Here is a 15624-nt window from a genome sequence, read left to right as displayed (position 1 = left end):
CCCCGCGCGTCAGCGCGGCATATTGCGCGCGTAGAAGATCTCCAGCATCTCGTGCCGAACACGCTCTTCGACCTGCTTGCGCTGCTCAGCGGTCAGGTTGGAGGTCGCGTCGCCGAACAGGTAGTTGTCCAGGTCGAAGTTCTTCAACAGCATCTTGGTATGGAACAGGTTCTCCTGGTACACGTTCACGTCCGTCATCTGGTACGCGTCCTGGGTATCGTCGGAGAGGTAGTTCTGGATCGAGTTGATCTCGTGGTCGATGAAGTGCTTCTTGCCTTCCACATCGCGAGTGAAGCCACGCACGCGATAGTCGACGGTGACGATGTCCGAGTCGAACTGGTGGATCAGGTAATTGAGCGCCTTCAGGGGCGAAATCACACCGCAGGTGGAAACGTCGATGTCCACGCGGAAGGTCGCGATCCCCGACACCGGATGGATCTCCGGGTAGGTGTGAACGGTGATGTGGCTCTTGTCCAGGTGGGCCAGGATGGTCTCGGGCAACGGACCGGGGGATTCCTCGATCTGGCTGTCGGTGGGGGTCACCGGCTGCTCGGAAATGAGGATGGTCACGCTGGCGCCCTGGGGATCGTAATCCTGGCGGGCAATGTTGAGGATGTTCGCACCTATGATGTCGACCACGTCGGTGAGGATCTGGGTCAGGCGTTCGGCGTCGTACTCTTCATTGATGTACTCGACGTAGGCCTGCTGGTCCTCGGGGGTCTCTGCATAGCAGATGTCATAGATGTTGAAGCTCAAGGTCTTCGTCAGGTTATTGAACCCGTGGAGCTTGAGTTTGCTTTTCACCGTTGGGAACTCTCTGTTCATTGCGGCCCTGCCGCGTGGTTGAGCATGCCCGTCAGAAGCGCACAGTGACTTCTGCGTAGGACGGTTTACACCTCTTCGCGATGGCGATTGTGGTTATCGGTTCTGGGGCGGATTACCCCGGAAAAACGAGGGGGCGCATTATGCAGATGACGGGCGTCACCTGCCAGAGTCTGCGCCCCGAATGTGATGATTGGGTGTCGGTGGGTCAGCCGAGTTCGACGATTTCGTAATCGTGGGTGATCTCGACACCGGCGCGGCCGAGCATGATCGACGCGGAGCAGTACTTCTCGGCCGAGAGCTCGACGGCGCGCTTGACCTGCGCCTCCTTCAGGCCGCGGCCCTTGACCACGAAGTGCACGTGAATCTTGGTGAAAACCTTGGGGTCTTCATCAGCGCGCTCGGCTTCGAGGAAGGCCTCGCAGCTCTCCACCGGCTGGCGGGATTTCTTGAGGATACTCACCACGTCGAAGTTGGTGCAGCCACCCAGGCCGATGAGCAGCATCTCCATCGGGCGCACGCCTAGATTGCGGCCACCACTCTCCGGCGGGCCGTCCATCACCACGGCATGACCACTGCCGGACTCGCCGACGAACAGGGCTTCTCCCGCCCACTGGATACGCGCTTTCATCGCCAGACTCCAGGCTGAAAAAAAGGGTCGCCAGCTTATCACAGCCCCTGGAAAGGCCGCGTGTCACATACGTTGGTCGTTTAGTTCCCCGCCAGTTGTTACCTGCGTCTCAAATTCGGATCACCGGTCACGAACCGTCTGTTAAGCTGACGCCGGATAACTGGCACACTTAGCCAGATAACTAATAAGAAAGTGCCTGTTGGACAAAGGCTTACCTTTAAAATTTCGGGACTCGGGCATGGTAGCTATTACCCTCACACCAAAGATCAAGAACCTCGACAAGCTGCTAGCGCACTGTCATCGCCGCCGTTATACGGCAAAGAGCACCATCATCTATGCGGGCGACCGCTGCGAGACGCTCTTCTTCATCATCAAAGGCTCAGTCACCATCCTCATCGAGGATGACGACGGCCGCGAAATGATCATCGCCTATCTCAACTCCGGGGACTTCTTCGGTGAGATGGGGTTGTTCGAAAAGGAAGGTACCGAGAAGGAACGCAGTGCCTGGGTACGGGCCAAGACGGAATGCGAAGTGGCTGAGCTCAGCTACGCCAAGTTCCGCGAGCTGACCCAGCAGGATCCGGAGATCCTCTACGCCCTGGGCAGCCAGATGGCGGACCGCCTGCGCAACACCACGCGCAAGGTTGGCGACCTGGCATTCCTCGACGTCACCGGTCGTGTCGCTCGCACCCTGCTGGACCTGTGCAAGCAACCCGACGCCATGACGCACCCGGATGGCATGCAGATCAAGATCACCCGTCAGGAGATCGGTCGCATCGTCGGTTGCTCGCGTGAAATGGTCGGTCGCGTACTCAAGAGCCTGGAGGAACAGGGCCTGGTACACGTGAAAGGCAAGACCATGGTGGTATTCGGTACCCGCTAAGACGCGCACATGAAAAAGCCGGCAGGACGCCGGCTTTTCCATGTGCACTTCCAGTCAATCAGGATCGATCGCCCGGCTCACCCCGCCACGCTCGGGGAAGAACAGCCGGCGCAGTTCCGTGCCCGGTTCCTCGGCACGCATGAACGCCTCGCCCACCAGGAAGCCGAATACCTCGCTGACTTCCATCAGCTCCACATCCGCACGGTTGAGGATGCCGCTCTCGGTGATCACCAGGCGATCACGCGGGATCATCGGCAGCAGGTCCAGGGTGATATCCAGGCTCACCTCGAAGGTGTGCAGGTTGCGGTTGTTGATACCCACCAGCGGCGTATCCAGGGTGTTCAGCGCCCGCTCCAGCTCATCGCCATCGTGCACCTCCACCAGTACATCCAGCCCCACATCCTTGGCGGTCTTCGCCAGCTCGGCCATCTGCGCATCGGACAGCGCGGAGACGATGAGCAGCACGCAGTCGGCACCCAGCGCACGCGCCTCGACCACCTGGTAGGGGTCGATGAGGAAATCCTTGCGGATCACCGGCAGCGAACAGGCCGCGCGAGCCTCCTGCAGGTAGGCGTCACCGCCCTGGAAGAAATCGATGTCGGTCAGCACCGAGAGGCAGGTAGCGCCGCCGTCCTGGTAGCTGCGGGCGATCTGCGCCGGCACGAAATTCTCGCGGATGACGCCCTTGCTCGGGGAGGCCTTCTTGATCTCGGCGATCACCGCCGGCTGCTTGCGTGCAGCCTGCTCCAGCAACGCACGGGCAAAACCACGGGGTGCATCGGCGGCACGGGCCAGCGCCTCGACTTCCGCCAGCGGCACGCGCAGGCGACGCTCGGCGACTTCCTCGGCCTTGCGGGCCAGGATCTTTTCAAGAACGGTAGGGATGCTCACGCTTCATTCTCCACTCGGAACACCGCGGTAAAGGAGGCCAGTTCTTCCAGCTTCTCGCGGGCGAGGCCGGTGTGCAGTGCGTCATGGGCGAGCTGCACGCCCTCTTTGAAGGTGCTCGCGTGGTCCGCCGCATAAAGCGCGGCACCGGCGTTGAGCACGATCATCTCGGCAGCCTTCTGGCCGTTCTCGGTCTTGCGACGGCCCAGGGCATCGCGGATCAGCTCCAGCGACTGCTGCGGGCTGTCCACGGCGAGGCCGATCAGGCTCTGGCTCTTGATCCCGAAGTCCTCGGGCTGCACCTGGTACTCGGTGACCACCCCGTCCTTGAGTTCGGCGACATGGGTCGGAGCCGCGAGGCTGATCTCGTCCAGGCCATCCTTCGAATGCACCACCAGGATGTGTTCGCTGCCCAGGCGCTTGAGCACCTCGGCCAACGGGCGGCACAGCGCCTGGCTGAATACGCCGACCACCTGGTGCTTCACACCGGCCGGATTCGTAAGCGGGCCGAGCATGTTGAACAGGGTGCGCAGCCCCAGCTCGCGACGCGGGCCGGCGGCGTACTTCATCGCCTTGTGATGGACCTGGGCGAACATGAAGCCGACGCCGACGTGCTCGATGCAGCGCGCCACCTGTTCGGGCTTCAGGTCCAGGTAGATGCCGGCCGCCTCCAGCACGTCGGCGCTGCCGGTCTTGCCGGACACCGCGCGGTTGCCGTGCTTGGCGACCTTGCCCCCTGCGGCGGCGACCACGAAGCTCGCCGCCGAGGAGACGTTGAAGATGTTGGCGCCGTCGCCACCGGTGCCGACCACGTCGACCACCCGGGCCAGGGAGCCCAGTTCGACACGGCTGGCCAGCTCGCGCATCACCGAGACCGCACCGACGATCTCGTCGATGGTCTCGCTCTTCATGCGCATCCCCATGAGGAAGGCGCCGATCTGTGCGTCGGTGCATTGGCCGGTCATGATCAGGCGCATCACGTCCTGCATTTCCTCGGTGGTCAGGTCCAGCTGGTTGACCACGCGGTTGAGGGCTTCCTTGATATCCATCTCAGCGCACCCCGCCTTGTTGCTTGAGGAAATTGGCCAGCAGCTCGTGGCCCTGCTCGGTGAGTATGGATTCCGGATGGAATTGCACACCCTCGATGTTCAGCGTCTTGTGGCGCAGCCCCATGATCTCGTCCACGGCGCCGTCGGCATGCTGGGTCCAGGCGGTGATCTCCAGGCACTCTGGCAGCGTCTCGCGCTTCACCACCAGGGAGTGGTAGCGGGTCACGGTGAGCGGGTTGTTCAGCCCTTCGAACACGCCCAGGTCCTCGTGGAACACCGGGCTGGTCTTGCCATGCATGGCCTGGCGCGCACGCACCACGTCACCACCGAAGGCCTGGCCGATGCTCTGGTGGCCCAGGCACACGCCGAGGATCGGCAGCTTGCCGGCGAAGTGAGTGATCACCTCCAGCGATACGCCCGCCTCGGTGGGCGTGCACGGGCCGGGTGAAACCACGATGCGCTCGGGGTTCAGGGCTTCGATCTCGGCGACGGAGAGTTCGTCGTTGCGGATCACATGGACATCAGCACCCAGTTCGCCCAGGTACTGCACCACGTTGTAGGTAAAAGAGTCGTAGTTATCGATCATCAGCAACATGGAGCGATCCTCAGGCGTCGGTCTTGGCGGTCTGTTCGGCGAGAGCCACGGCACGGAACATGGCGCGGCGCTTGTTCAGCGTCTCCTCCCATTCCAGTGCCGGGACCGAGTCGGCGACGATTCCCGCGCCTGCCTGCACGTGCAGTTGGCCGTCCTTGATGACCGCCGTGCGAATCGCGATGGCGGTGTCCATATTGCCGTTCCAGGCCAGGTAGCCCACGGCGCCGCCGTAGACGCCACGCTTGACCGGTTCGAGCTGGTCGATGATCTCCATCGCGCGGATCTTCGGCGCCCCGGAGAGGGTGCCGGCCGGCAGGATGGCGCGCAGCGCGTCCATCGCCGAGACGCCGTCCTTCAGCTGCCCGGTGACGTTGGAGACGATGTGCATCACGTTGGAGTAGCGCTCGATCACCATCTTCTCGGTGACCTTCACCGAGCCGGTGGACGAGACGCGGCCGACATCGTTGCGGCCCAGGTCGATGAGCATCAGGTGCTCGGCGAGTTCCTTGGCGTCGGAGAGCAGGTCCTCCTCCAGCGCCAGGTCGGCTTCCTCGGTGGCGCCACGCGGGCGGGTGCCGGCGATGGGGCGCACGGTGACCAGGCCATCCTCGACCCGCACCAGCACCTCCGGCGAGCTGCCCACCACATGGAAGTCGCCGAAGTTGAAGAAGTACATGTAAGGCGTCGGGTTGAAGCAGCGCAGCGCCCGGTACAGGTCGATGGGCGCAGCCTTGAAATCGATGGTCATGCGCTGGGAGATCACCACCTGCATGCAGTCGCCGGCGAGGATGAACTCCTTGATCTCGCGTACCGCCTGCTCGTACTCCTCACGGGTGGAGCTGGAGCGGTAGGGCAGGTCTTCGGAGAACTGCAGCGCCGGGTCCACGCCCAGGCGCGGGGTGATCGGCAGGCGCAGCTTCTGGCGCAGCTCGGCGAGGGCCGCCTGGCCCTGCTCGAAGGCGTCGGGGGCGCTCGGGTCGACCAGCACGATGGCGTGCAGCTTGCCGGCCAGGTTGTCGAACACCACCACGGCGTCCGAAACCATCAGCAGGATGTCCGGGGTGCCCAGCGGATCGGGGTTCGGGCAGTTGGCCAGGCGCTTCTCGACGTAGCGCACGCAGTCGTAGCCGAAGTAACCCACCAGCCCGCCGTTGAAGCGCGGCAGCCCGGCGATGGGCGCCACCTTGTAGCGATCCTTGAAGCTCTCGACGAAACCCAGCGGGTCTTCGCTCTCCTGGCTTTCCACGACCTGGCCGTCGATGCTCACGCTGACCTGGTGGCCATGGGCGCGCAGGACGGTGCGGCTTTCCAGCCCGATGATCGAGTAGCGGCCCCACTTCTCGCCGCCCTGTACCGATTCGAGCAGGTAGGAGTACGGCGTGTCGGCCAGTTTCAGGTAGAGGGAAAGGGGGGTGTCGAAATCCGCCAGGGTTTCGAACGCGAGCGGGATGCGGTTGTAGCCTTCAGCGGCCAAACGCAGGAATTCATCGCGGGTCATGATCAGCCTCGTGGGCGAGGAGCCCGCAGGCTCCTGGAGAAAAAACGTCGGTGTGCAAACGCGCCGGAGTATCCGGCCAGAATCAAATCAGGCGCGCCAGCGCCAACGGGCCGCGGCCTTGATGATCTTCATTCCGGCTCGTTCGAGCCAACGCTTGCAGGGAACCAGCACGTTTCTATCTCTGTGAGGCAGATGATCTGGGGAGTCGGGCGACATTAGCGCAGCGCCGTTTGCCGCGCAACCGCCAGGCAGCAGCTCACGCAGGTCGTCCACCACCAGGGCCGGCCCCTCTTCGCTGATGGGCCGTCCGTGGTTGTAGCCGTAGCTCATGGCCACGCACTGCACGCCGGCCGCCTTGGCTGCCAGCACGTCGTTGCGCGAGTCACCGATGAACAGCGACTCGGTGCGGCTGGTGCCGGTCATGTGCATCACATGGAGCAGTGCCGCCGGGTCGGGCTTCTGCTGGGGCAGGGTGTCGCCGGCGATGATCAGCGGGAAGTAGCGCCCGAGCTTCATCTCGTCCAGCAAGGGTGCGACGAAGCGCTCCGGCTTGTTGGTGATCAGCGCCAGCTCGACGCCCTTCTTCTTCAGCCACTTGAGGGTCTCGGCGACGCCCGGGTAGACCACCGTCAGCGAATGGCTGTCGGCGTACGCCTCCATGAAGATCTCCAGCGCCTTCTCGGCGTCCTCGTCATGCACGGCGGCATGGTCGAGGCCACCGGCCAGGGCGCGGCGTACCAGCACCCGGGCACCGTTACCGACCCATTCGCGCACCTGCTCGATACCCGCGGCCGGACGGCCGAGGGTGACGAGCATGCGGTCGATGGCGGCAGCGAGGTCGGGCACCGAATCCACCAGGGTGCCATCCAGGTCGAACATCACCAGGCGCGGCAGGCGCCCGTCGAACAGCCGCTGCAGGGCGCTCATCAGGCCTGGGCCAGCTCGGCGCGCATGGCGGCGATGACTTCGGCGTAGTCTGGCGTGTTGAAGATGGCCGAGCCGGCGACGAAGGTGTCGGCGCCCGCAGCGGCGATCTCGCGGATGTTCTTCACGTTTACGCCACCGTCGATCTCCAGGCGGATATCGCGGCCAGAGGCGTCGATCAGCGCGCGCGCCTCACGCAGCTTGTCGAGGGTCCCGGGGATGAACTTCTGCCCGCCGAAGCCGGGGTTCACGCTCATCAGCAGGATCATGTCGACCTTGTCCATCACGTACTTCAGCGCGTCCAGGCCCGCTGCCGGGTTGAACACCAGGCCGGCCTTGCAGCCGCCGTCGCGGATCAGTTGCAGGGAGCGGTCGACGTGCAGGGAGGCTTCCGGGTGGAAGGTGATGTAGGTGGCACCGGCCTCGATGAAGTCGCCGATGATGCGATCCACCGGCGAGACCATCAGGTGCACGTCGATGGGCGCGGTGACGCCGTACTTGCGCAGCGCCGAGCAGACCATTGGGCCGATGGTCAGGTTGGGCACGTAGTGGTTGTCCATCACGTCGAAGTGGACGATATCGGCGCCAGCGGCGAGCACGTTGTCGACTTCCTCGCCCAGGCGGGCGAAATCGGCGGAAAGGATCGACGGGGCGATGGCGAAGGGTTGCATGACAGACCTCGGAGCAGAATCACGGTGGCGCGGATTGTAGCCTGAGTCCGCCTCCAAGGCTTTGTCATACATCAGCGATGCCCCGCCACAATGCAAACGGGGAGCCTTGGCTCCCCGTTTCCGACCTGTCGCGCCGTTACTCGGGCATCGACGTACGCAGTTTTTCGCTGCGGCCGCGCAGCCACTCCAGCACCAGCAACAGCACCACGGAGAAGCCGATCAGCAGGGTCGCCGCCGCCGCGATGGTGGGGCTGAGGTTCTCGCGGATGCCGCTGAACATCTGCCTCGGCAGGGTCGCCTGCTCGGGGCCGGCGAGGAACAGGGTCACCACCACTTCGTCGAAGGAGGTGGCGAAGGCGAACAGCGCCCCCGAAATCACCCCCGGCGCGATCAGCGGCAGGGTCACGCGGAAGAACGCGGTCAGCGGTGGTGCGCCCAGGCTGGCGGCGGCGCGCACCAGGTTGTGGTTGAAGCCCTGCAGGGTGGCCGACACGGTGATGATGACGAAGGGCACACCGAGCACCGCGTGCACCAGGATCAGCGACAGGTAGCTGTTGCCCAGCCCCAGCGGGGCGAAGAACAGGTAGCTGGCGACACCGATGATCACCACCGGCACCACCATCGGCGAGATCAGCAGGCTCATCACCAGCGCCTTGCCGCGGAACTCGCCCCGGGTCAGGCCGATGGAGGCCAGGGTGCCGAAGACCATCGCCAGCAAGGTCGCGGCCGGGGCGACGATGATGCTGTTGGTCAGCGCGCGCATCCACTCGGCCGAGCCGAAGAAGTCCGCGTACCAGCGCAGGGAGAAACCCTGCAGCGGGTAGACCAGGAAGGTGCCCGAGTTGAACGACAGCGGGATGATCACCAGCACCGGCAGGATCAGGAACAGCAGCACCAGGCCGCAGAGGATGCGCAGGGTGTAGAACCACAGGCGCTCCACCGGAGACATGTAGGGACTCAGCATTTCTTATCTCCTCAACCCAGGCGCAGGCGGCCGGCGCCCACCAGCCAGCTGTAGACGACGTAGAGCACCATGGTGGCCAGCAGCAGCATGCCGCCCAGGGCCGTGGCCATGCCCCAGTTGATGGTGGTGTTGGTGAAGAAGGCGACGAAGTAGCTGACCATCTGGTCGTTCGGGCTGCCCAGCAGCGCCGGGGTGATGTAGTAGCCGATGGACAGGATGAACACCAGCAGGCAGCCCGCGCCTACACCCGCCACTGTCTGCGGGAAATACACCCGCCAGAAGCTGGCGAAGGGGTGGCAGCCGAGGGAGATCGCCGCACGCATGTAGGTGGGCGAGATGCCCTTCATCACGCTGTAGATCGGCAGGATCATGAACGGCAGCATGATGTGCACCATCGCCACGTAGACGCCGGTGCGGTTGAACACCAGTTGCAGCGGCTGGTCGATCAGCCCGAGCTTGAGCAGCGCGCCGTTGATCAGGCCACCGGACTGCAGCAGCACGATCCAGGCCGCCACGCGTACCAGGATCGAGGTCCAGAACGGCAGCAGCACCAGGATCATCAGCAGGTTGCTCTTGCGCGTCGGCAGGTTGGCCAGCAGGTAAGCCAGCGGATAGGCCAGCACCAGGCAGATGAGGGTGATCACCGCGCCCATCCAGAAGGTGCGGGTGAAGATGTCCAGGTAGATGGCCTGGTCGGGCGTCGCCGGGGCGACTTCGCCGAGGTCGTCGATGCGATGGTCGACGGCCGCCAGCAGGTAATAGGGGGTCAGGCTCGATGCGTTGCGGCGGATCGCCTGCCAGTAGGCCGGGTCGCCCCAGCGCTCGTCGAGGCCTTCCATAGCGTCCTTGTAGGAAGCGGGGGTTTCCTTGAACGGCAGTGCGCGAGCGGTCTTGGCCATCAGGCTGCGATAGCCGGCCAGCTCCATGTTCAGGCGCTTGGAAAGATCGCCGACGGTCTGGTTCTTGCGCGCAGCGGCCAGGTCTTCGGCCAGGGCCTTGTAGGCCGGCTCATCGGGCAGCGCCTTGCCGTCCCAGGCGGAGATCGCCTCGACGGTACGCGGCAGCGCGCCGACCACCTCGGGGTTGCTCACACTCTTGTAGAGCAGAGTGCCGATGGGGACCAGGAAGGTCAGCAGGAGGAACAGCAGCAGCGGCAGGATCAGGGCCTGGGACTTCAGGCGGTTGACCCGCTCGGCACGCGCGAGGCGTTGCTTGAGGGTCGGGCCGGCAACGAGGGTGGCCATGGCGAACTCCGGTGGATCTCTGGGTACTCCCCTCCCCCGCGAGGAGGAGGGGATGTGCTGGGTGGCCGGTTACTTGGCAGCCCAGGAGTTGAAGCGCTGTTCCAACTGCTCGCCGTAGTCGGCCCAGAAGGTCACGTTCATGGCGACCTGGTCCTTGATGTTCTCAGGCGTGGTCGGCATGTCCTTGAGCAGGCCCTTGTCCAGCAGCGGTACCGCCTGCTTGTTGGCCGGACCGTAGGCGATGTTCTCGGAGTAGATCTTCTGCTGCTCGGGCTTGACCGAGAAGGCGATGAACTTCAGCGCGGCGTCCTGATCCTTGGCACCCTTCGGGATGGCCCAGGCGTCGAAGTCGTAGATGCCACCAGTCCATACCACCTTGAGATTGCTCTCTTTCTGTACAGCGGCAATGCGGCCGTTATAGGCGGAGCTCATGACCACGTCACCGGAGGCGAGGAACTGCGGCGGCTGGGCGCCGGCTTCCCACCACTGGATGCTCGGCTTGATCTGGTCGAGCTTCTTGAAAGCGCGGTCCTGGCCTTCCTTGGTGGCGAGTACGGTGTAGACGTCCTTGGGCGCGACGCCGTCGGCCATCAGGGCGAACTCCAGGGTGTACTTGGCGCCCTTGCGCAGGCCGCGCTTGCCCGGGAATTTGCCGGTATCCCAGAAGTCGGCCCAGCTGGTGGGTGCGCTCTTCAGCTTGTCGGCGTTGTAGGCGAGCACGGTGGACCAGACGAAGAAGCCCACGCCGCAGGGCTGGACGGCGCCGGGCACGAAGTCCTCGGCCTTGCCGAACTGCGCCGGGTCGAGCTCCTCGAACAGGCCCTCGTCACAGCCGCGGGCCAGCTCGGGGGATTCGACCTCTACCAGGTTCCAGGAAACGCTGCCGGTATCGACCATGGCTTTCACCTTGGCCATCTCGCCGTTGTACTCGCCGGCGATGATCTTGTTGCTGGTGGACGCCTGGAAGGGTTCGTAGAACGCCTTCACCTGGGCATTCTTGTTCGCGCCGCCGAATGAAACGACGGTCAGGTCGGCTGCCATGGCCTGTGCGGCGCATGCCAGCCCCAACGCAAGGGCAGTGAGCTTCAAGGATTTGGACATTGTTGTTTTCTCCATAGTGCTGGGTGGGTAATGCCGGGGTGCCGCCGCGTCGTCAGTCCGCTATCAGCGGGTCCAGTGCGCGCACGTGCTCCACTTGCCAACCGAGGGACACCACGTCGCCTACCGCCAATGCGGGGTCGAGCTCGGCAATGGGTTGCTTGACGAAGAAGTCGGGCTTGCCACACACCTCCATGCGGATGCGCACGTGGTCGCCCAGGTAGACGAACTCCTCGACGCGGCCGGAGAAGCGGTTCGCGCAGCACTCGCTGCCACCGTTCAGGCGTATCCGTTCGGGGCGGATCGACAGGGTCACCGGCTCGCCCGGCTGGCCGACGTTGACCGCCAGCGCCTCGACCTTCTCGCCACGGGCCAGGCTGACCACGCAGCGCTCGCCGTCACGGCTGACCAGCTGGCCGTTGAGGCGGTTGTTCTCACCGATGAAGTTGGCCACGAAGGTGTTGCTGGGGGCTTCGTAGAGCTCGCGGGGCGGGGCGATCTGCTGGATCTCGCCCTGATGGAACACCGCCACGCGGTCGGACATGGTCAGCGCCTCGCCCTGGTCGTGGGTCACGTACACCACCGTCACGCCCAGGCGCTGGTGGATGTGCTTGATCTCCATCTGCATGTGCTCGCGCAGCTGCTTGTCGAGCGCGCCCAGCGGCTCGTCCATCAGCACCAGCTGCGGCTCGAACACCAGGGCGCGGGCGAGGGCCACGCGCTGCTGCTGGCCGCCGGATAGCTGGGCCGGGTAGCGGTTGCGGAAGGCGTCGAGCTGGACCATGGACAGCGCGCGTTTGACGCGCTCGCTGATGTCGGTCTTGTTCATGCCGCGCACGGTGAGCGGGAAGGCCAGGTTCTCGGCCACCGTCATGTGCGGGAACAGCGCGTAGTTCTGGAACACCATGCCGATGTCGCGCTTGTGCGGCGGCACGTTGTTGATCGAACGTCCGGCCAGGAGGATCTCGCCATTGGTCGGGGTCTCGAACCCGGCGAGCATCATCAGGCTGGTGGTCTTGCCAGAGCCGGAGGGGCCCAGCAGGGTCAGGAACTCGCCTTTGCGAATATCCAGGTTGAGGTCTTTGACGATGAGCGACTCGCCGTCGTAGCTCTTTTGCACGCCACGGAAGCTGACCAGTACATCGTTCGCCGGAATGGAGGCCATCACCGCACCTTTGTGATTTTTGTTTATGCCGTCCCCAGAGACTAGAGAAGCCGGCAAGCCACGCAAATCGGGCGCTATGAGAGATTGCTATAAGGGCGGCGGAGGATCGCGTGTAGGGCGAGCCCTACAATTCCCAGCGGGTCGATCAGGTATTCAGACCAGCTTGTGCTCCACCGCGTACTTGACCAGATCGGCCACCGAATGGGCGCCGAGCTTCTGCATCAGGCGCGCCTTGTGGGTGCTCACGGTCTTGCCGCTGACTGCCAGGTGCTGGGCGATCTCGTTGACGCCCTCCCCCTTCACCAGGCGCTCGAACACCGAGAACTCGCGCTCGGACAACAGCGCGTGGGGCGGGCGCGAATCGGTCAGGCCCACTTCGAAGACCATGCGGTCGGCCAGCTCGGGGTCGATGTAGCGGCCACCGGACGCAACCTTGCGGATGGCGGTGAGCAGCAGCGCCGGGTCGCTGTCCTTGGTGGCGTAGCCGGCAGCGCCGATCTTCAGCGCGCGCGCCGCCATCTGCACCTCGTCGTGCATCGACAGCACCAGCACCGCCGGCGGGTTGGTCAGGGCACGGATACGCGGAATGGCCTCCAGGCCGTTGACGCCGGGCATGGAGATATCCAGCAGCACCACCTCGCAAGGCGTCTGCCGCAGGGTGTCGAGCAACTGCTCGCCATTGCCCGCCTCACCCACCACGCACAGGTCCTTGGCCAGGCCGATCAACTGCTTGATGCCCTCGCGGACGATGGTGTGGTCTTCGGCCACCAGTACTCGGATCACGCGTTCTTCTCCTTGTCCAAAGCGATGCGCACCACCAGCGTGGCGCCTTCCCCCGGCTGGCTGTCGATCGACAGGTCGCCGCCCAGCATCAACACCCGCTCGCGCATGCCGACGAGGCCGAAGGATACGCCCGGTCGGCAGGCAGCGGGGTCGAAGCCCGCGCCATCGTCGCTGACGATCAATTGCAGGCTGCCGTCTTCCAGCTCCAGCGCCACGTCCACGCTATGGGCCTGGGCGTGGCGCATGACGTTGGTCAGTGCCTCCTGGAGGATACGGAACAGGCCGATAGCCTTGGCGTCCGACAGCTGCGGCAGCACCTCCGGCACCCGCACCAGGCAGGGGATGCCGGTGCGCGCCTCGAAGCGCCGTGCCTGCCACTCGATGGCCGAACCGATGCCGGCGTCGAGGATGGGCGGGCGCAAGGCCGTGGCCACATCGCGCACCAGCTGGAAGAGCTGGGCGATGAGGCGCTTCATGCTGTTCAGGCGCTCGCCCAGGCCGGGGTCCAGCTCGCCATAGGCCAGCTCGCACATGGAGGTTTCCAGCTTGAGCACGGTGAGCACCTGGCCCAGCTCGTCGTGCACTTCGCGGGCGATGCGCGCCTTCTCCTCCTCGCGCACGCTTTCCAGGTGCGCCGACAGGTCCCGCAGTTGGGCACGGGATGCGGCCAGTTCGAGTTCGATCTGCTTGTTGGCGGTGATGTCCCAGACCACGCCGTCCCAGGTGGCGCGACCGTCCTCGAAAAGACGCGCACTGGCCTTGATGTCGGCCCAGCGCTGCTGGCCTTCGCGGGTGAGGACGCGGCCCTGCCAGTGCCAGTCGCGGTCAGCCGCCAGCGCCGCCATCTGGCTGGTCCAGTAGCCGTCGACATCGTCCGGGTGCACTAGGCCACGGATGCCACGCCCGGTGTCCAGCAACTCACCGGCGCTATAGCCCACCAGGGCCTCGCTGCCGGCGCCGATGAAGGCGAATTCGGCGTCCTCGCCGGCACGCAGGCGCTCCAGGCGGAACACCAGGCCCGGCACGTTGGAGGCGATGCCCTTGAGGCGCGCCTCGCTCTCCTCTAGGGCGGCATGGGCACGGCGGCGCTCGGTGACGTCGGTGAGGAACACCACCAGGTACTCGGAAGTGCCGAAGCGCAGGAAGCTCAGGGAAACGTCCGCCGGCATCTCGCTGCCATCGGCGCGCAGGCAGGCGGTCTCGAAGGTCTGCGCACTTTCATCGTGATTGCGCGCGCGGCGCCAGAGGTTGAGCCAGCGGTCCATGTCCAGCTGCGGCTGGATATGCGCCAGGGGGCGATCGGTGAGGCCGCCGGCCTCGTAGCCGAGCATCTGCTCCACGGCACGGTTGGCATAGCGCACATGGCTGTCCCAGTTGACCCAAAGGATGCCGACGGTGCTGTTGTCGATGGAGAACTGGGTCAGGCGCAGCGCCTCTTCCGCCGTCTCGCGCAGCTGGATGGCATGGCGCGCCTCCAGCAGGCGCTTCTCCAGGCTGCGCTGCTGGCGGCGCAGCCAGTAGATGATCGCCGCCGCGCTGAGGAACAGCAGGCCGAGCAGCAGGCTGAGGTTCTGCCAGAAACCGGGCGACTCGCCCATGCGCGGGTACTTGGGCTGCAGCCAGCGCTCGTGCAACTGGTCCAGGTCCTTGGGCGGAATGGTGCGCAGGGCGGCGTCCACCGCCGTGGAGAGCTGCGGCCAGTCGCGCCGGGTCGCCACTCGCAGCAACTGGGGAAAACCGATGTCGCCCACCACCGCAAGGCCGGAGAACTCCTGCTCGCGAGACAGCCGGCTGAGCTGCGCCTCGTCTATCACCGCGAACTTCACTTGCTGCTCCAGCACCGCACGCAGGGCCTGGCGCTCACTGCCCACGCCCTGCACGGCGACATTGGAGTAGGTGGCGCGCAGGTAGTCCGCCACCGCGCTGGGTGCACGCACCGCCACGGGCTCATCACCGCCGAGCTTCTCGATATCCACGGCGCCGCCGTTACCGCGCTCCCCCACCACCAGCTGCGGCACGCGCATATAGGGGTCGGAGAACAGCCACAGGCGCAGGCCGGCAGGGGTTTGGCTGAGGCCGGGCGCGAGGTCGATCTGCCCGGTGCGCAGGGCACTCTCCAACTCGGCGTTATCGGCGAAGGTGCGCCAGACCAGGCGCACGCCGAGCGCGGCGGCGACCCAGTCGAGCAGCTCCACGTTGACGCCGGAGAGTTGCTGCAGGCGCCGGTCCAGCTGTGCATAAGGCGCCTGCAGCACCACACCGGCACGCAGCTGCTCGTGCTGATCCAGCCACTCACGCAGCGGCGGCTCCAGTGCGACCGGCGTGGATGCGGGAGCAGCGCCCAGGGAAGCCGCCAGGCAGCAGGTGAGAAGCAAGAGACACAACGAACGAATCACAGGAAACTCCGCA

At 65.0% G+C, this 15624-nt stretch carries 15 protein-coding genes; 1 reads left to right on the top strand and 14 read right to left on the bottom strand.

What is annotated here, in order from left to right; genetic code table 11:
- Positions 1 to 9: 9 nt before the first annotated feature.
- Positions 10 to 804 (bottom strand): adenosylmethionine decarboxylase, encoded by a 795-nt coding sequence (gene speD / locus ACXI0U_RS27025; RefSeq protein ID WP_021221615.1) that lies wholly within the window; start codon positions 802 to 804, stop codon positions 10 to 12.
- Positions 805 to 1030: 226 nt separating this feature from the next.
- Complete coding sequence (locus ACXI0U_RS27020; protein ID WP_021221614.1) at positions 1031 to 1453, bottom strand: OsmC family protein; 423 nt, start codon at positions 1451 to 1453, stop codon at positions 1031 to 1033.
- Between the two features lie 238 nt (positions 1454 to 1691).
- Between ACXI0U_RS27020 and crp the strand changes: the two genes are divergently transcribed.
- Positions 1692 to 2336: a cAMP-activated global transcriptional regulator CRP gene (gene crp / locus ACXI0U_RS27015; protein WP_021221613.1), complete on the top strand. Its 645-nt coding sequence runs from the start codon at positions 1692 to 1694 to the stop codon at positions 2334 to 2336.
- 54 nt (positions 2337 to 2390) lie between these two features.
- Here crp and trpC read toward each other — a convergent pair whose 3' ends face one another.
- The 12 genes from trpC to ACXI0U_RS26955 all read right to left on the bottom strand — a co-directional run bounded on the left by trpC (position 2391) and on the right by ACXI0U_RS26955 (position 15611).
- Entirely contained in the window at positions 2391 to 3227 is an 837-nt protein-coding gene (gene trpC, locus ACXI0U_RS27010) for an indole-3-glycerol phosphate synthase TrpC (protein ID WP_316926619.1), read from the bottom strand.
- Positions 3224 to 4273: an anthranilate phosphoribosyltransferase gene (gene trpD / locus ACXI0U_RS27005; protein ID WP_021221611.1), complete on the bottom strand. Its 1050-nt coding sequence runs from the start codon at positions 4271 to 4273 to the stop codon at positions 3224 to 3226. The genes trpC and trpD overlap by 4 nt, the downstream gene beginning before the upstream one ends.
- Position 4274: 1 nt before the next feature.
- Positions 4275 to 4868, bottom strand: a complete 594-nt coding sequence (locus ACXI0U_RS27000; protein WP_021221610.1) for an aminodeoxychorismate/anthranilate synthase component II — start codon at positions 4866 to 4868, stop codon at positions 4275 to 4277.
- Between the two features lie 10 nt (positions 4869 to 4878).
- Positions 4879 to 6366, bottom strand: a complete 1488-nt coding sequence (gene trpE / locus ACXI0U_RS26995; protein ID WP_431483276.1) for an anthranilate synthase component I — start codon at positions 6364 to 6366, stop codon at positions 4879 to 4881.
- An 87-nt stretch (positions 6367 to 6453) separates the two neighbouring features.
- Positions 6454 to 7293 carry a phosphoglycolate phosphatase gene (locus ACXI0U_RS26990; RefSeq protein WP_431483275.1) on the bottom strand — a complete coding sequence of 280 codons (840 nt, stop codon included), beginning with the start codon at positions 7291 to 7293 and terminating at the stop codon, positions 6454 to 6456.
- The gene (rpe, locus tag ACXI0U_RS26985) at positions 7293 to 7961 is read right to left on the bottom strand and encodes a ribulose-phosphate 3-epimerase (protein ID WP_021221607.1); all 669 of its coding nucleotides are present in this window, start codon (positions 7959 to 7961) and stop codon (positions 7293 to 7295) included. Before rpe ends, ACXI0U_RS26990 begins: the two co-directional genes overlap by 1 nt.
- Positions 7962 to 8097: 136 nt before the next feature.
- Positions 8098 to 8925 carry an ABC transporter permease gene (locus ACXI0U_RS26980; RefSeq protein ID WP_021221606.1) on the bottom strand — a complete coding sequence of 276 codons (828 nt, stop codon included), beginning with the start codon at positions 8923 to 8925 and terminating at the stop codon, positions 8098 to 8100.
- Positions 8926 to 8936: 11 nt separating this feature from the next.
- Positions 8937 to 10169 (bottom strand): ABC transporter permease, encoded by a 1233-nt coding sequence (locus ACXI0U_RS26975; RefSeq protein ID WP_021221605.1) that lies wholly within the window; start codon positions 10167 to 10169, stop codon positions 8937 to 8939.
- A gap of 69 nt (positions 10170 to 10238) precedes the next feature.
- On the bottom strand, positions 10239 to 11270 hold the full coding sequence (locus ACXI0U_RS26970) for an ABC transporter substrate-binding protein (protein WP_021221604.1): 1032 nt from the start codon (positions 11268 to 11270) through the stop codon (positions 10239 to 10241).
- Positions 11271 to 11322: 52 nt separating this feature from the next.
- Complete coding sequence (locus ACXI0U_RS26965; RefSeq protein WP_431483274.1) at positions 11323 to 12432, bottom strand: ABC transporter ATP-binding protein; 1110 nt, start codon at positions 12430 to 12432, stop codon at positions 11323 to 11325.
- A gap of 153 nt (positions 12433 to 12585) precedes the next feature.
- Entirely contained in the window at positions 12586 to 13215 is a 630-nt protein-coding gene (locus ACXI0U_RS26960; RefSeq protein WP_021221602.1) for a response regulator, read from the bottom strand.
- Positions 13212 to 15611 (bottom strand): PAS domain-containing sensor histidine kinase, encoded by a 2400-nt coding sequence (locus ACXI0U_RS26955; RefSeq protein WP_431483273.1) that lies wholly within the window; start codon positions 15609 to 15611, stop codon positions 13212 to 13214. The genes ACXI0U_RS26960 and ACXI0U_RS26955 overlap by 4 nt, the downstream gene beginning before the upstream one ends.
- Between the last annotated feature and the right edge of the window lie 13 nt (positions 15612 to 15624).

Source organism: Pseudomonas sp. C9D1 (assembly GCF_056491235.1).
The sequence above is the reverse complement of the archived record's forward strand: the minus strand, read 5'-3'. Positions and strand labels throughout refer to the sequence as shown.

Bases quoted from the DNA above. Each gene is read 5' to 3' on its own strand.
- ACXI0U_RS27020 (WP_021221614.1), bottom strand. From the start codon at position 1,453: ATGAAAGCGCGTATCCAGTGGGCGGGAGAAGCCCTGTTCGTCGGCGAG.
- crp (WP_021221613.1), top strand. From the start codon at position 1,692: ATGGTAGCTATTACCCTCACACCAAAGATCAAGAACCTCGACAAGCTG.
- trpD (WP_021221611.1), bottom strand. From the start codon at position 4,273: ATGGATATCAAGGAAGCCCTCAACCGCGTGGTCAACCAGCTGGACCTG.
- ACXI0U_RS27000 (WP_021221610.1), bottom strand. From the start codon at position 4,868: ATGTTGCTGATGATCGATAACTACGACTCTTTTACCTACAACGTGGTG.
- trpE (WP_431483276.1), bottom strand. From the start codon at position 6,366: ATGACCCGCGATGAATTCCTGCGTTTGGCCGCTGAAGGCTACAACCGC.
- ACXI0U_RS26990 (WP_431483275.1), bottom strand. From the start codon at position 7,293: ATGAGCGCCCTGCAGCGGCTGTTCGACGGGCGCCTGCCGCGCCTGGTG.
- rpe (WP_021221607.1), bottom strand. From the start codon at position 7,961: ATGCAACCCTTCGCCATCGCCCCGTCGATCCTTTCCGCCGATTTCGCC.
- ACXI0U_RS26980 (WP_021221606.1), bottom strand. From the start codon at position 8,925: ATGCTGAGTCCCTACATGTCTCCGGTGGAGCGCCTGTGGTTCTACACC.
- ACXI0U_RS26975 (WP_021221605.1), bottom strand. From the start codon at position 10,169: ATGGCCACCCTCGTTGCCGGCCCGACCCTCAAGCAACGCCTCGCGCGT.
- ACXI0U_RS26970 (WP_021221604.1), bottom strand. From the start codon at position 11,270: ATGTCCAAATCCTTGAAGCTCACTGCCCTTGCGTTGGGGCTGGCATGC.
- ACXI0U_RS26965 (WP_431483274.1), bottom strand. From the start codon at position 12,432: ATGGCCTCCATTCCGGCGAACGATGTACTGGTCAGCTTCCGTGGCGTG.